Source organism: Bacillus sp. EB106-04-02-XG92 (assembly GCF_058791995.1).
Genome location: NZ_JBYTEA010000001.1, coordinates 553,646 through 568,914 on the forward strand (window position 1 = coordinate 553,646; position 15,269 = coordinate 568,914).

Sequence of the window (15,269 nt, forward strand, 5' to 3'; positions counted from 1 at the left end):
TAGAAGAACGAGTGAAGGAGGATAACTCGATGAATCTCATTAAACAACTTGTAAATAAAAAATTAAATCATATTTCTACAAAAGAGTTATTGAAATATAGTAAAGAGTATGAGGTTTCTATTACGACTGCACAAGCTGATCAAATTGTTGGACTTATGAAAGGAAAGAATATTAATATTTACGATAATGACGAACGACTAGAGCTCTTAAAACAAATAGCAAAAGTAACCTCCCCTGCTACTGCCCAACAAGTAAATACTTTATTTCAGCAACTACTAAAATAAGGAGGGGAAAATCCCCTCCTTATTGCTTATTGCGCTTTAATTTTCTCAAGAATTCCTTCATCAAAAGTACCATTTTTCAGCATTTCGATTTCTAATTTATATGGCGGCTTCTTATCTTTTTTATCTTCACCTACATATGGCGTTTCAAGAATTTTTGGTACGTGCATTAACTGTGGATGATGTACAATATGATGCAACGCTTTATAACCGATATGACCGAAACCGATATTTTCATGACGGTCCTTTCCTGCGCCGCGTACATTTTTACTATCATTAATATGAAGTACTTGTAAACGATCAATACCAACAATCTTATCGAATTCGTTTAATACACCGTCAAAGTCATTTACGATATCGTATCCTGCATCGTGCGTATGGCACGTATCAAAGCATACGGATAGTTTTTCATTATATGTTACACCGTCAATAATCTTTGCAATTTCTTCAAAGCTACGACCGCATTCTGTCCCTTTACCTGCCATCGTTTCTAACGCGATGTTAACAGTCTGATCTGGCGTTAATACTTCATTCAACCCTTTAATAATTTGTTGAATACCAGCATCCGCTCCTGCACCAACGTGCGCACCTGGGTGAAGAACGATTTGTTTCGCTACACCTAATGCAGATGTTCTTTCAATTTCCATGCGAAGGAAGTCTACACCTAATTGGAATGTTTCTGGTTTCGTCGTATTTCCGACATTAATAATATATGGCGCATGTACGATAATTTCCTCAATACCGTTTAGTTCCATATGTTTTCTTCCTGCTTCTATGTTCAATTCTTCAATTGGTTTTCTTCTTGTATTTTGCGGTGCACCTGTATAAATCATAAACGTTGTTGCACCGTATGAAACAGCCTCTTCACTTGCTGCTAATAACATTTTCTTACCACTCATAGAAACATGAGATCCAATCTTTAACATACAATCACCTCTTCAATATACAATAGATATAATGATAGCATAATTTGTAGAAATATGTAGCGAATTGTTTTTCCATTCTCCACTCATTATTATCCCCCGTAAATAGCGGGATAAAAAAAGATAAGGGAAATCCCTTATCTTTTTTTATTGCTATATTTTTTCTTCACTTTGTCACGTTCTGTTGCAAGTTTACGTTTATAGTTTGGTTTTACTTTTTTCGGCTTTTTAATAACTTTCGTTGCCATAACGTCAAGTTCATCATTTGGTTTCTTACGGCTCTTACGACGACGGCGTTCACCTAAATCCGCCCACTCATCTCCGCGTAAATCTACATGTTTGAACTCAATATGACGTTGTTTTTCTAAACTATCTAACGCTTCTTCGTTTGCTGGATCATAAATCGTCACTGCAATACCTGAATGTCCTGCACGTGCTGTTCTTCCAACGCGGTGAACGAAGAAATCTAAATCTGATGGAAGTTCGTAGTTAATAACATGACTAATTCCTTCAATATCAATACCACGTGCTGCTAAATCAGTTGCAACAATATATTGGAATTCAAGGTCACGAATTTGTTTCATCATTTTTTTACGGTCACGTGGTGATAAATCACCGTGAATTCTTCCAACTTTTAAGCCACGTTCCATTAATCCGTCAGCAACCTGATCCGCCATCTTTTTCGTATTCGTGAAAACAACTGCTAAATACGGTTTAAATTGTAGCAACATTTTGTTCACTAAATCGATTTTGTTTCGATGTTTAGAAGGTACTAAATAATGCTCAATATTTCCAGCCGCAACTTGTTTTGGATTGATATGAATATGCTCTGGATTCTCCATATATTTCTTCAGAAACGGTTTTAGTTTTTGAGGAATTGTTGCAGAGAAAACTAGCATTTGCAAGTTTTTAGGCATGCGTGCTGCAATTTTGTCTACATCATGAATGAATCCCATATCAAGCATTAAGTCTGCTTCATCGACAATGATCGTATTTGCTTTATGAACAAATAGTGCTTGTTCTTCTACTAAATCTTTAATACGTCCTGGTGTTCCAACTACAATATGAGGTTGTTTTTTCAACTTTTCAATTGAGCGTTGTTTATCAGTTCCACCAATTAAACAACGTGCTGTAATCATTTGATCTTCCGCACAGAACTTTGTTAATTTCACGATTTCTTCGTAAATTTGTTGTGCTAACTCACGAGTAGGCGCTGTAATAACAAGTTGTACTTCTTCACGACTTGCATTAATTCTGTTCAATGTAGGAAGTAAGTATGCATGTGTTTTCCCAGAACCTGTTTGGGATTGTCCAATTACACTTACACCTTTTTTCACGACTGGGAAAATTTTCTGTTGAATTCCTGTCGGCTCTGTAAAGCGTAGTTCACGAACTGCATCTATTAAAAATGGTTTAAAATCATACTGTGTAAAAGTTTGTTGTGTCATAAGTTACACCTTCTTTCTAAATTTCTACTGCGCGCACAAATCAGTCAAGTCTACATTATATCGAAATCTACAAGTAAAATCCATCTTTAGTTTAGGTTTTTCCTTCAAAAACTAACCTTCTTCCCCCTTATTGCATATTGTATGTGTATATACCTAACTGAAGAAAGGAGGATTTCTCACATGTTTCCAAAATCTCCCGCAAGACAAATGTATCCGAATCAAGGACAGCAACCTTATACACCATATCCAATTCCACAGCTACCACCGATGGCACAAAAAAAGAAAGGGTTCCTTGCTAAACTCTTTAAAAAGCACGATCCAACCGAACCTTACATGCAAATGGTTCCGCCTTATCGACAAATGGAAGGAGCACCGCCAACGATGCACCAGCACCAGCAACCGCCACCACAATATCGACAGTACTATCCACCACAATACCAACAGCAATACTCACAGCAATATCAACCATATATGCAGCATCAAGAGCAAATGATCCCCCCTCAAATGTATGAATCAAATGAAACGCGTGGTGGTGCAGCCACTACAGCGGCATCAAGCAGTGGTATCGGCAGTTTTTTTGCGAATTTGATTTCGAATCCAACTAATATGATAAACAATATTGAAAAAGTATCCCAAGTTGTTCAATCTGTAAGCCCTGTCGTCGAACAGTACGGTCCCATTATGCGTAACCTACCAAGCATTGTTAAAATCCTCACCTCCGGAAAAAGTACGGAAGAAGATCAAGCCGAAGATCAAACGGAAGACGTAGCAGAGAAGGTTGAGGTAGCAACTCCACCTCCTCCACCAAAAAAAAGAAAAAGAAAAAAAATAGTGATTGAGCCCGTCATAGAAAAAGAAGTACGAGAGGAGCCTGTGCAAAAAATAGCAACAAAACCAAAACTATATGTGTAACAATCCTTTGTTTTCTATCCACTCCTCCTTTATAATGTAAAAGACTATGCACAAAAGTATCCCTTGTTTAGAAGGAGAGGATTACTCATATGAAAATTGTTAAAATTTCCCCTCGTGGTTATTGCTACGGTGTTGTGGACGCGATGGTTATTGCACGTAACGCCGCATTAGATACATCATTACCAAGACCTATTTATATTTTAGGTATGATTGTTCACAACAAACATGTAACAGATGCGTTCGAAGAAGATGGCATCATCACACTAGACGGCCCAAGTCGATTAGACATTTTAGATAAAATCGATTCTGGTACTGTTATTTTCACTGCACACGGTGTTTCTCCAGAAGTTAAACAACGCGCAAAAGAAAAAGGTTTAACAACAATCGATGCCACTTGCCCAGATGTTACAAAAACACATGACCTTATTGAGGCAAAGAAAGCTGAAGGTTACCATGTCATTTATATCGGCAAAAAAAATCATCCAGAACCAGAAGGCGCAGTTGGTATTGCACCTGATATCGTTCATCTAATTGAAAGAGCTGATGATTTAAAAACATTAGAAATTCCAACGGATAAAATTTTAGTTACAAATCAAACAACGATGAGCCAATGGGATGTTCAACATTTAATGGAGGACATTCAGAAGAAATTCCCAACAGCAGAATTCCATAAGGAAATTTGTTTAGCAACTCAAGTTCGCCAAGAAGCTGTTGCTAAGCAAGCTGATGTTGCAGACTTAACAATTGTTGTCGGTGATCCGAAAAGTAACAACTCAAACCGTTTAGCACAAGTATCACAAGAAATCGCTGGTACGAAAGCATATCGCGTTGCAGATGTAAGTGAAATCAAACTAGAATGGCTACAAGGTGTAGAAAACGTAGCTGTTACAGCAGGTGCTTCTACACCAACGCCAATTACGAAAGAAGTTATCGCTTTCTTAGATCAATATGATCCAATGAATCCCGCTACATGGGAAAGAGTTCGGAAAGTACCTTTACAAAAAATATTACCTCGTGTAAAAGTGAAAAAAGAACAATAATAAAAACCGTTGCCCATATGAGCAACGGTTTTTAATTTTCTTATACAAATGTAAATGGATCTGTATGTAACTGCGAAGCATGAATGTGCACATTCAGTTTCTTTGCATCTACTTTTTCTTGTAATTGCTTCTGTACACCTTGCTTCATTACCTTTTCAACGTTATGTCCTGGGTCGACTATATTTAAACCTAGCATCATCGCATCATGGGCAACATGGTAATACATGTCACCTGTTACATATACATCCGCTCCTTTAAATTTAGCTTGATTGATATATTTGTTACCATCGCCACCAAGTACAGCTACTTTGCGCACTTTATCATCTAATTTCCCAACAACACGCGCACCCTTTACATCTAATGATCGTTTTACATGTTCTGCAAACTGCCCAAGTGTCATTTCTTCTTGTAAATAGCCTATTTTTCCAAGCCCTAACGTTTCACCTTTATTATCAAGTGGATACACATCATACGCTACTTCTTCATATGGATGTGCCGTTAATATTGCCTTAATCACTTTTCGCTGTAGTGAAGCTGGAATAATCGTTTCGATTCGCACTTCTTCTACGCGCTCTAACTGCCCAGTTTCCCCGATATAAGGATTTGTCCCCTCTTGAGGTACAAACGTACCTGTACCCTCGCTATTAAACGTACAGTGGCTATAATTGCCTATATGACCCGCACCTGCATCTCCTAATGCTTTGCGTACTTCTTCTGCATGAGTTACTGGCACAAACACAACAACTTTTTTCATTTCTTCTGCATATGTCGGTGCCAACACTTCTGTATTTTGCAACCCTAACGCCTCAGCAAGTAAATCATTTACCCCGCCCTTCGCAACATCCACATTTGTATGTGCTGCATAGATTGCAATATCATTTTTAATACTTTTTTCAATAATTTTCCCATACACCTTATCTGTATGAATCGCTTTTAACGGGTTAAAAATTAAAGGGTGATGTGCAATAATGACATTTGCTCCTAATTGAATTGCTTCATCTACCACTTCTTCCGTTACATCTAACGCAATTAATACGTGCTGCACGGGTTTATTAAGCGCTCCAATCTGCAGGCCAATCTTATCTCCTTCCATCGCCAAATGCTTTGGATACATACTTTCAAATAAAGAAATAATTTCATGGCCATTTGGAATTTTACTCATGATAAAACCTCCTCTATCATTTTCATTTTCGCTTCTACTTCTGCACGCTTCGCTTTTGTTTCTTCAGAATCAGTCGCACGTTCTAACTGCTTTAAAATATTTTGGAAATTTTTCAATTCTCCTTCCCATTTTTCAACGAAAGCTTCGCTTTTTTCTTTTATTAAAAATGGTCCCATAAATAATTCAGCTTGTTTATTTTTAGAATAAGGCGACGCGATGTTTCCTCGCTCTCCTACTAAAATCTCGTAAATTTTCCCATCTTCTTTTACGATTTTTTCATGGATAAGCTCCCATCCATTCTCAATAAACCATTCACGAATATGATGCGCTGCAATATTCGGCTGTAAAATTAAACGCGTTACACCTTCTAACTTTTCTTTACCACTTTCTAAAATGTCACGAATTAACGCTCCGCCCATTCCGGCAACCGTAATTACATCTACTTCTCCTGGCGTGATAACAGCTAAACCATTCCCTTTACGCACATCTACTTTATCTTGTAAGCCACTTTCAGTTACAGTTGCTTGCGCAGAGCGAAATGGCCCCTCTACAACCTCTCCTGCAACTGCTTTTGTAGCAATATTATTTATAATTGTATAACACGGTAAATACGCATGATCTGATCCAATATCAGCAACTGTAGATCCTACTGGTATTTCACGCACAACTTCTTCTAATCGTTTTGAAAGCTTTACTTCATTCATGTATTTCCATTACTCCTTCTCTTGTCAGTCTGTCTCCATGATAATGAATTTATAGTAGTTGTTGCAAGCCCATAACAACAATTCACTTCTCTATCATTTATCGTATTTTAGAAAATATAGAAAAACAAGCCCTTTGCATAAGCAAAAGACTTGTCATACGGAACTTTATTTTTTCTTTGATAACCAATCAGCTACTTTAGCGGCTTGATCAGCTGGAACTAAATTAGGTGGCATGTTTCCTTTTCCTTTCGAAATAACTTCTTGAATCTCTTCTTTCGAAAGTTTTCCACCAATTTTTTGTAAATTAGGTCCTACTGCCCCTTGTAGCTGATCACCGTGGCAGCTCGTACAGCTTTGCTTCACAATATCCTCTGGCTTTGATGCTGTTTGCGTTGGCTTCCCGCCATTTTTTGCATCAGCTAACTCTTTAGATTTATTTAGCCCCTGAAATGAAAATACAAACATAACGATAATACCTAATGCTGCAATAAGAGCGAACGGAATCAGCGGATTACGTTTCATATCTCTTCTCCCCCCTCTATACCCCTAAATAGTTAGATGATTCAGTCATTTCCATTGTACTTGAAAACGCTCTATCAGAAAAGAGCAAACTAATAATCGTTAAAAATATTCCATAAATTCAGTTTATTGTTTTTTATTGTTATATCGCTTATTATTTCGATAATTATTAACGTTTCTCATCATATTTTTCACTTTTCTACATATATTTTTGTATAGAATAAACAAAATTAATCGAAAAATCGAAAAATGAGCATTTGCAAATCAAAAGACAATTCTGTAAAATAAATTACAAGAAATTGTAATCGTTGCTGATAGCTAAATTTTAACAAAAATTAACAAAATAAAAAAGTTTACTTCACAAAGGTGAAGTAAACTTAAAAGTAGCCTATTCTAAGAAATCCTTAAGACGCTTACTACGGCTTGGATGTCTTAATTTACGAAGTGCTTTTGCTTCAATTTGACGGATACGTTCTCTCGTTACGCCGAATACTTTCCCAACTTCTTCAAGCGTACGAGTTCGTCCATCATCTAAACCAAAACGAAGACGTAGAACATTTTCTTCACGATCTGTTAGTGTATCTAACACATCTTCTAGTTGTTCTTTTAGCAATTCATACGCTGCATGGTCCGCAGGCGATGTTGCTTCTTGATCTTCAATGAAATCACCTAAATGGGAGTCATCTTCTTCACCAATTGGTGTTTCAAGAGAAACTGGCTCCTGTGCAATTTTTAAGATTTCGCGTACTTTTTCTGGAGCAAGATCCATTTCTTCACCAATCTCTTCAGGAGATGGTTCACGTCCTAAATCTTGTAATAATTGACGTTGTACACGAATTAACTTATTAATCGTTTCAACCATATGAACTGGGATACGAATTGTTCTTGCTTGGTCTGCAATCGCACGTGTAATTGCTTGGCGAATCCACCAAGTTGCATACGTACTAAATTTGAAACCTTTACGATAATCGAACTTTTCAACTGCTTTAATTAGACCCATATTCCCTTCTTGGATTAAGTCTAAGAAAAGCATACCACGGCCGACGTAGCGCTTTGCAATACTTACTACTAGACGTAAGTTTGCTTCTGCAAGACGACGTTTCGCTTCTTCATCGCCTTCTTCAATACGCGTTGCAAGTCGAATTTCTTCTTCTGCAGATAGTAAATCTACACGTCCAATTTCTTTTAAATACATACGAACTGGATCGTTGATTTTAACCCCTGGTGGTACACTTAAATCATTGAGGTCGAATTCTTCTTCCGATTTTGCTATTTGGCGATTATTAGGGCCTTCGTCGTTGTCATTGTCGCCAACTAAGTCAATCCCTTGTTCACCTAAATATTCATAGTATTCATCCATTTGATCGGATTCAATTTCAAATCCATTCATGCGTTCTGCAATCTCTTCATATGTAAGAACGCCACGTTTTTTTCCGAGCTCAGTGAGTTGTTCTTTCACTTGCTCAAGGGTCATTTCAGTTTCAATTTGTTTAGAACGAGCTGGTTTGTCAGCCATCTGTTCCCCTCCTTACGCGAGATACAAACATTCATTATACTAAAAATTTATCAAAAAAGCTATTTTCTCGCTTTTTGATTTTGTAAATATGCTACATAATATTTAGCAGCCTCTACAGGATCTGTTTTTTCCATTTGTTTTATCTTGAAGATGATTTCCATCTTTTCAAGTTTTTCTTGATGACGTCTAAGCGTCTCCAAATGACCTTGTAACACTTCTTCTGTGTATTCTGGATTAATAAATTCATCCGTCGAAATATCAGTAATAATATTTTTCAACTTTTCATCAGAGAGCCAACTTAAAAATGTTCCGACTGAAGGTTCATTTCCCTTTTCATAATATGCGTATAGTTCATATAAAATCCCTTTATGTTCTTCTGTATGAAAATCTTCTATGTGGGATTCCATACGAACGGCCACTTCCGGACTTTGCAACATATGGTAAATAATTTCTCTTTCTGCCCTTTCAAAACCTGTTAACTTCGGTTTTGTTTGAACAATTTGAGACGGCTTAGAAACCTGCTTTACTTGTTTTTGCTGTACCTTTTGTTCTTTGCGATATTGGTGCAATTGATTCAAAAGTGTTTCCATTGAATACGAAAATTCTTGCGATAATGACTTCAAATATGATTCTGCCTGCATCGCATCTTGTAACAACGATAACTCTTTTAAAACACTTTTCACATACTCTTCTTTGCCAGACTCATCTTGCAAATTTTTCCCTAAACGCAAATAATTTATTTTAAAACCAACAAAACTTATACTTGATTTCACAAGATTTTCAAAAGCAGTTGTCCCATATTGTTGCACATATTCGTCAGGATCAAGCTTATCTGGCAAGGATGTAACTTTCACTTGGCAACCAACTTGCAACAATAATTGCCCTGCTTTCATCGTTGCTTCTCGTCCTGCTTTATCACCATCATAGCAAAGAACAACAGTTTCAACGTTACGTCGCAGAAGTTTTGCTTGTTCTTCAGTTAAAGCTGTTCCCATTGTCGCAACAGCTTCTTCCACACCACTTTTCACCGCAGCTAGTACGTCGGCATATCCTTCAAAAAGAACCACTTGCCCACGTTTTCTAATAAACGGCCTCGCTTGGTGGAAGTTATACAACAATTTACTTTTGTGAAAAATCGGTGTTTCTGGGCTATTTAAATATTTCGGAGTGTCATCTCCTAACGCCCTTCCACTAAACGCTATCACTTTACCTTGTAATGTATAGATTGGAAACATAACCCTTCCACGGAAGCGATCATAATGACTACCATCTTTCTCGCTTCTTATGAGAAGACCAGCTTGTTCCATACTAGACAGCGATAAACCTCTTTTTTGTAAAATTTTCGTCGCTGCATCCCAAGCAGGTGAGGCATAACCAATTTCAAACTTCTCAATCATCTCTTTTGTAATACCGCGTTTTAACAAATACGAAAGTGCTTCATTTCCTTCTTCTGTATTTACTAATAAATGATGATAATACTTTTTCAAAAGTTCATGAGCCTGTTGCATGATGACAGTGTCATCAGATATGTCTTCTTGTTGTCCTTGCCCTGATGTATACTCTGCAACCGCAATTCCATTTCTTTCACCTAGCTTTTGAACAGCCTCAGTAAAAGCCAGTCCTTCCATTTTCATTAGAAAGGAAAATACATTTCCGCCTTCTCCACATCCGAAGCAATGAAAAATTTGCTTATCAGATGAAACAGAGAATGAAGGAGAATTCTCACCATGAAACGGACAAAGGCCGAAATAGTTACGTCCCTGTTTTCTAAGTTGAACGTATTCACCAATTACTTCGACAATATCGGATGATGTCCGAATCTGTTCAACAACTTCTTCGGGAATTCTGTTCCCCATAAATCCATCTCCGTGTCGTATTTTGTATTCGATATAAATTAAAAAATTCCTTTATAATTCGACAATATTTTTTCTAAACTTATTAGAAAGTGTTGTCGATTACGTTATCAAGCGATTTTGCAGGCCCTTTTCTGCGTCATTTCGCAGATACGTACCTACTATATAAAATTGTATCCATTTGCTCATCTGTTACAAATGTATCTCTTTTGAAACAATACATATGCACTTTTTTCACAAGAAGACTAACAAGCACCTTATCCTATGTGATCACGAGATCTGTTTCTTTTGCAAGTTGTTACGTATGTAAATATCAACTTGCGCTTATTCAGCATCTACATAGATCCAAATTCCCTTGTTGCTTCCTTAAATGATGAGCATACGATGTGATAAACAAAATTTCGACATGAAATTTCGTCCCAACTTGCACAATTTTCAGCATTCACAGTATATGCATTTGCATCAATTAATACGATATTGATGTTTTGCATATTTCTGTATTCTACATCCCTTCTGCGAATCCTTCCATAATGTGCGTTTTCTTGTATAGATTTTGTCGATTTAACGTAATTACATGTCTTTTCGTAAATCCTATCCCTAGTTTATTCTGAAAAATTAAAGTCTAAACGTAAAATATAGGTTTTTATCACAATTTTTTATTATAATATATTTTCTTCAACTACGCTACATATCCCTTTATTTTTTCATCTTCTATTTCAGGATAACGAAACCATGCTTTAACATAATAAAAATCGAGAAGAATATAAGTATAACCACTTCGCTATCATCTATTACGAAATCAACAGGCATCGTGTTTCTCACGAGCGAAAAAAGCACATTCACCTTTGGTAAATGTGCTAAAACATTTTTTGGTTTTGCACTGCATTCACAATAATGTTAGCCGTTTCTTCAATCGCTTTGTTCGATACATCAATTACTTGACAATTTATTTTACTAACTACATTCTCAAAGTGATCAATTTCTTCTTTAATACGATTAATATTGGCATATGTTGCACCGTCACTTAGTCCAAGTGATTTCAATCGCTCTTTTCGGATATGATTCAACTTCTCTGGTGTAATTTTCAAACCGAAGCATTTTTCTTTAGCCACTTGATATAATTCTTCAGGCGGATCTACTTCTGGTACGAGTGGTACATTGGCAACCTTCAAACGTTTGTTATGAGCTAAATATTGAGAAAGTGGTGTTTTTGATGTGCGCGAAATGCCAATCAATACGATATCTGCTTTCAAAATACCACGTGCATCTCTACCATCATCATACTTTACAGCAAACTCAATCGCTTCAATCTTTTTAAAGTATTCTTCATCTAATCTACGAACAACACCCGGCTCATATCTCGGCACTTGCCCTGTAATTTCTTCGATTTGATCGATAAGAGGCCCGATAATATCATACGCCTCTACGCCTTCTTTTGCAGCCTCTGTCACTAAATACTGACGCATGTCAGGCTTTACTAACGTAAAACAGATAAGCGCTTGATTGCTCTTAGCAATCGAAATCACTTCTTTTAATGTCCCTGTATCTTCAACATACGGTACACGTCTAATATCAGGAGCAAATGGGAATTGCCCCATTGCCGCTCGAACAACCAAATCAGCCGTTTCTCCAACAGAATCAGATACGACATATACGATTTTATTATCCATTACATTACCTCACTTTAAACAAATTACACTTACTCGTTATTTACTAAGTTTACAAACGCACGTGTAATATTTGTTTTTGTAATTCGTCCAATCACTTCTAAACCTTGTTTCGTATCTTTTACAACTGGCATCGCATCAATCTGTCTTTCTATTAATTCCATCGCAATATCATATAAAGAATCTTCTCTACGACACATCGCAATGTTTGGCATCCTTGTCATGATAATATTAACCGGAAGAGAGGTTAAATCCTGCTTTCCTAGGCTAGCTCGTAATAAATCTTTACGAGATACAACACCAACTAATAGAGTCGATTGATCTACAACGAATAATGTACCTACGTCCTCTAAAAACATAGTACAAATCGCATCGTATACTGATACATTTTTATCAATTACAACTGGTCTAGATTGATAATCTTGCACTTTAATTTTCTTAACAGCTTCAGATAATAGCTGCCCCCCAGTTTTACCCGTATAAAAATAACCTACGCGTGGACGCGCTTCTAAATAACCAGCCATCGTTAAAATTGCTAAGTCTGGTCTTAGCGTTGCACGTGTTAACCCCAATTGCGCAGCAATTGACTCCCCTGTAATAGGACCGTGATCTTTTACAATCTGAATGATATGTTCTTGCCGTTTATTCAGCTCTATGATAATCACCACCTTTAATGCACAACGAAAAAAGTTATACTATCTCTTAAATATTATATACTAAATATGCTATTCGAAAAAGATAGGATGTAAAAAGGACCGTATACGGTCCCAAATTATATTTGAAACTTATCAAGTTGTTCTAAGAAACGTCTTGATTTCAAATAAATCCCGCAATATTCATCATAATATGTATTCAATACTAAACGCATTTGTTTTTTTGTGCTATCCTTCACTGATACATTGCCAAGTCTATGTAGATCGAAGTGGTAAAAAAGACGCAATAATTTATGAACAGCTTCCCCCACCGGTATACGATACTGATCTTGTTCAGCATGACGAGAGCACAGAAAACCGCCTTCCCGGACAGAGAAGGCGACAAAATCTGTTTCTTGATGACAAATCGCACATGTATCAAAGTACGGGCGCATCCCTAATACCGGAAGCATTTTCGTTTGATAAATCAATGATAATACTTCTGGGTCAACACCCTCACACATATAATGCAACGTTTGATATAACATTTCAAATAAATACGGATTATGTTTTTTATCTTCTGTTGCTTTATCAGTTAACTCAACAATAAATGATGCATAAGCAGTTAAAAATATATCCTCGCGAATTTCTTTCATGGTTGAAATAATCTCGCCTTGTTGCAGAGTTCCAAGTCCAGATCCCATTTGAATAAGGAAATGACCATGTGTCATAAGTTGCGAAACAGATGCTAACCGGCTTTTCGGTTTTTTCGCTCCTCTTGCCATCGCACTTACCTTACCCAATTCTCTTGAGAATATTGTAACAATCTTGTTCGTTTCTCCGTAATCTGTCGTACGGATAACGATGCCCTCAACTTTTTGAAACATGTTCGTCACCATCCAAGGTTTGAACAAAACGGGTCAAGAAATTGGAGAGTCTAGATGCGCTAGCTCCTCTTCATGTTGATCCATCTCATCGTTTACGTCTTTTTCCATTTCTTTCAAAAGCAAGTACGTCTCAATGCTTCCTGTTTTGGAGAAAAACTTCCAGGTAAAATCTAGCATAAGAATCCACCTTTCTCAATAAGCGTAGCCTATAAACCAATTTCCTTTGTTGTTATTAAATTGACCCATTTTGTCCATTTTCATGTGAGAAAAATTTTTCCTAATTTATCAAAACTCATAAAAACCAATAATCAGCGGATGAACAAAGCATCCGCTGATTACAGCTTTACTCTATTTTAATACTCGTCTTCGCGGAAACCAAGGTCACGAAGCTGAGACATTTTATTACGCCAATCTTTTTGCACTTTTACCCATACTTCTAAAAATACTTTAGAACCAAGTAATGCTTCAATATCAAAACGAGCTCGCTTACCGACTTCTTTTAGCATCTTCCCTTGTTTCCCGATAATAATCCCTTTTTGCGATGGACGTTCAACAACAATCGTTGCATTGATATAAACTGCGCCGCCTTCGCGTTTTTGAATTGCATCGATTACAACAGCCACAGAATGCGGCACTTCTTCACGTGTTAAATGTAGTACCTTCTCACGAATAAGCTCTGCAATAATAAATCTCTCCGGATGATCCGTTACTTGATTATCTGGGTAGTATTGTGGTCCTTCTGGTAAATACTTTTTAATTGTTCCAATTAAAGCGTCCACATTATTACCGTCTAATGCAGAAATCGGTACAATCTCTGCAAACTCATGTAGTTTGCGGTATTGGTCAATTAACTCTAATAACTGCTCTGGATGCAATTGGTCAATTTTATTAATAACTAAAAATACTGGTTGTTTCGTCTCTTTTAATTTCTCAATGATGAATTCCTCACCACGACCAAACCCTTCAACCGCATTAACCATAAACAGAACGATATCAACTTCTTTTAATGTCGTTTGCGCCATTTTTACCATGAAGTCGCCTAGCTTATGTTTCGGTTTATGTATTCCTGGTGTATCAATGAAAATTACTTGTGAATCATTTTCTGTATATACGCCTTGAATTTTATTACGAGTTGTTTGTGGTTTATCACTCATAATGGCAATTTTTTGGCCGATAATACGATTTAAAAATGTAGATTTCCCAACATTCGGTCTGCCAATAATAGAGACAAAACCTGATTTATAACCTTTTCTATTCATGTAAATCCTCCGCTAAAAATGCTCCTGGTAACAATTCTCCGACTGTCGTCTCTTGAACGTCACCATGTAAGTTTGATAGGTATACTTTCGTATCCTGTTTACATAATTCTACCATAACTTGTCGACATGCTCCACAAGGAGGTACTGGACGCTTTGTATCCGCCACAACTGCGATAGCTACAAACTCTTTATCTCCTTCAGAAATCGCCTTAAACAAGGCTGTTCTTTCTGCACAGTTACATAAGCCATATGATGCATTCTCAACATTACATCCACGATACACTTTTCCATCCTGTGTTAATAATGCTGCACCTACTTGAAATTTAGAATATGGTACGTACGCTTGTTTACGCGCTTCGATTGCTTCTTGAATTAATTGTTTACTATTCATATTCCCGCATCCTTCCTGTTCACAGCTGTGAATAGATACACTCTCTGATTAAAGGCCTTTACGGCACTTCCAAAG

At 36.9% G+C, this 15,269-nt stretch carries 16 protein-coding genes and 1 pseudogene; 3 read left to right on the forward strand and 14 right to left on the reverse strand.

The annotated features are described in order from the left end of the window. Nucleotides 1-29 precede the first annotated feature (29 nt). A complete protein-coding gene (locus AC3WVA_RS02935; RefSeq protein ID WP_048531205.1) occupies nucleotides 30-284 on the forward strand; it encodes a DUF2624 domain-containing protein in 255 nt (84 codons plus the stop codon). Between the two features lie 26 nt (nucleotides 285-310). Here AC3WVA_RS02935 and AC3WVA_RS02940 read toward each other — a convergent pair whose 3' ends face one another. Together AC3WVA_RS02940 and AC3WVA_RS02945 are read right to left on the reverse strand one after the other, a co-directional pair. Then, nucleotides 311-1,207, reverse strand: a complete 897-nt coding sequence (locus AC3WVA_RS02940; protein ID WP_048531206.1) for a deoxyribonuclease IV — start codon at nucleotides 1,205-1,207, stop codon at nucleotides 311-313. Between the two features lie 134 nt (nucleotides 1,208-1,341). Next, nucleotides 1,342-2,652 (reverse strand): DEAD/DEAH box helicase, encoded by a 1,311-nt coding sequence (locus tag AC3WVA_RS02945; RefSeq protein WP_048531209.1) that lies wholly within the window; start codon nucleotides 2,650-2,652, stop codon nucleotides 1,342-1,344. 180 nt (nucleotides 2,653-2,832) lie between these two features. Here AC3WVA_RS02945 and vrrA point away from each other — a divergent pair, with 180 nt between their 5' ends. Both vrrA and AC3WVA_RS02955 read left to right on the forward strand, forming a co-directional pair. Continuing rightward, nucleotides 2,833-3,564 carry a VrrA/YqfQ family protein gene (gene vrrA / locus AC3WVA_RS02950; protein ID WP_195755942.1) on the forward strand — a complete coding sequence of 244 codons (732 nt, stop codon included), beginning with the start codon at nucleotides 2,833-2,835 and terminating at the stop codon, nucleotides 3,562-3,564. 89 nt (nucleotides 3,565-3,653) lie between these two features. Beyond that, nucleotides 3,654-4,604: a 4-hydroxy-3-methylbut-2-enyl diphosphate reductase gene (locus AC3WVA_RS02955; RefSeq protein ID WP_048531213.1), complete on the forward strand. Its 951-nt coding sequence runs from the start codon at nucleotides 3,654-3,656 to the stop codon at nucleotides 4,602-4,604. Nucleotides 4,605-4,644: 40 nt separating this feature from the next. Here the strand turns inward: AC3WVA_RS02955 and AC3WVA_RS02960 are convergent, their stop codons facing one another. From AC3WVA_RS02960 to AC3WVA_RS03015, 12 genes and pseudogenes are all read right to left on the reverse strand, one after another. Next, complete coding sequence (locus AC3WVA_RS02960; RefSeq protein ID WP_098344856.1) at nucleotides 4,645-5,766, reverse strand: Nif3-like dinuclear metal center hexameric protein; 1,122 nt, start codon at nucleotides 5,764-5,766, stop codon at nucleotides 4,645-4,647. Further along, complete coding sequence (locus AC3WVA_RS02965; RefSeq protein WP_098519992.1) at nucleotides 5,763-6,470, reverse strand: tRNA (adenine(22)-N(1))-methyltransferase; 708 nt, start codon at nucleotides 6,468-6,470, stop codon at nucleotides 5,763-5,765. Before AC3WVA_RS02965 ends, AC3WVA_RS02960 begins: the two co-directional genes overlap by 4 nt. A 165-nt stretch (nucleotides 6,471-6,635) precedes the next feature. Beyond that, a complete protein-coding gene (cccA, locus tag AC3WVA_RS02970) occupies nucleotides 6,636-6,992 on the reverse strand; it encodes a cytochrome c550 (RefSeq protein ID WP_048531220.1) in 357 nt (118 codons plus the stop codon). Between the two features lie 385 nt (nucleotides 6,993-7,377). Continuing rightward, nucleotides 7,378-8,505, reverse strand: coding sequence for an RNA polymerase sigma factor RpoD (gene rpoD, locus AC3WVA_RS02975; RefSeq protein ID WP_000764060.1), 1,128 nt, complete (start codon nucleotides 8,503-8,505; stop codon nucleotides 7,378-7,380). Nucleotides 8,506-8,564: 59 nt separating this feature from the next. Continuing rightward, complete coding sequence (gene dnaG / locus AC3WVA_RS02980) at nucleotides 8,565-10,361, reverse strand: DNA primase (protein WP_000528216.1); 1,797 nt, start codon at nucleotides 10,359-10,361, stop codon at nucleotides 8,565-8,567. Nucleotides 10,362-10,500: 139 nt separating this feature from the next. Then, nucleotides 10,501-10,581: pseudogene (locus tag AC3WVA_RS02985) on the reverse strand (DUF188 domain-containing protein); the annotation flags it as partial. 634 nt (nucleotides 10,582-11,215) lie between these two features. Further along, nucleotides 11,216-12,028, reverse strand: a complete 813-nt coding sequence (locus tag AC3WVA_RS02990; RefSeq protein WP_000368943.1) for a pyruvate, water dikinase regulatory protein — start codon at nucleotides 12,026-12,028, stop codon at nucleotides 11,216-11,218. 29 nt (nucleotides 12,029-12,057) lie between these two features. Further along, nucleotides 12,058-12,690, reverse strand: coding sequence for a transcriptional regulator CcpN (ccpN, locus tag AC3WVA_RS02995; RefSeq protein WP_000583758.1), 633 nt, complete (start codon nucleotides 12,688-12,690; stop codon nucleotides 12,058-12,060). Nucleotides 12,691-12,797: 107 nt separating this feature from the next. Continuing rightward, nucleotides 12,798-13,544 carry a DNA repair protein RecO gene (recO, locus tag AC3WVA_RS03000; RefSeq protein ID WP_000487010.1) on the reverse strand — a complete coding sequence of 249 codons (747 nt, stop codon included), beginning with the start codon at nucleotides 13,542-13,544 and terminating at the stop codon, nucleotides 12,798-12,800. A gap of 33 nt (nucleotides 13,545-13,577) precedes the next feature. Further along, the gene (locus AC3WVA_RS03005; protein ID WP_000883924.1) at nucleotides 13,578-13,721 is read right to left on the reverse strand and encodes a YqzL family protein; all 144 of its coding nucleotides are present in this window, start codon (nucleotides 13,719-13,721) and stop codon (nucleotides 13,578-13,580) included. 176 nt (nucleotides 13,722-13,897) lie between these two features. Then, complete coding sequence (gene era, locus AC3WVA_RS03010; protein WP_048531222.1) at nucleotides 13,898-14,803, reverse strand: GTPase Era; 906 nt, start codon at nucleotides 14,801-14,803, stop codon at nucleotides 13,898-13,900. After that, the gene (locus tag AC3WVA_RS03015) at nucleotides 14,796-15,194 is read right to left on the reverse strand and encodes a cytidine deaminase (RefSeq protein ID WP_001086293.1); all 399 of its coding nucleotides are present in this window, start codon (nucleotides 15,192-15,194) and stop codon (nucleotides 14,796-14,798) included. Before AC3WVA_RS03015 ends, era begins: the two co-directional genes overlap by 8 nt. Nucleotides 15,195-15,269 lie beyond the last annotated feature (75 nt).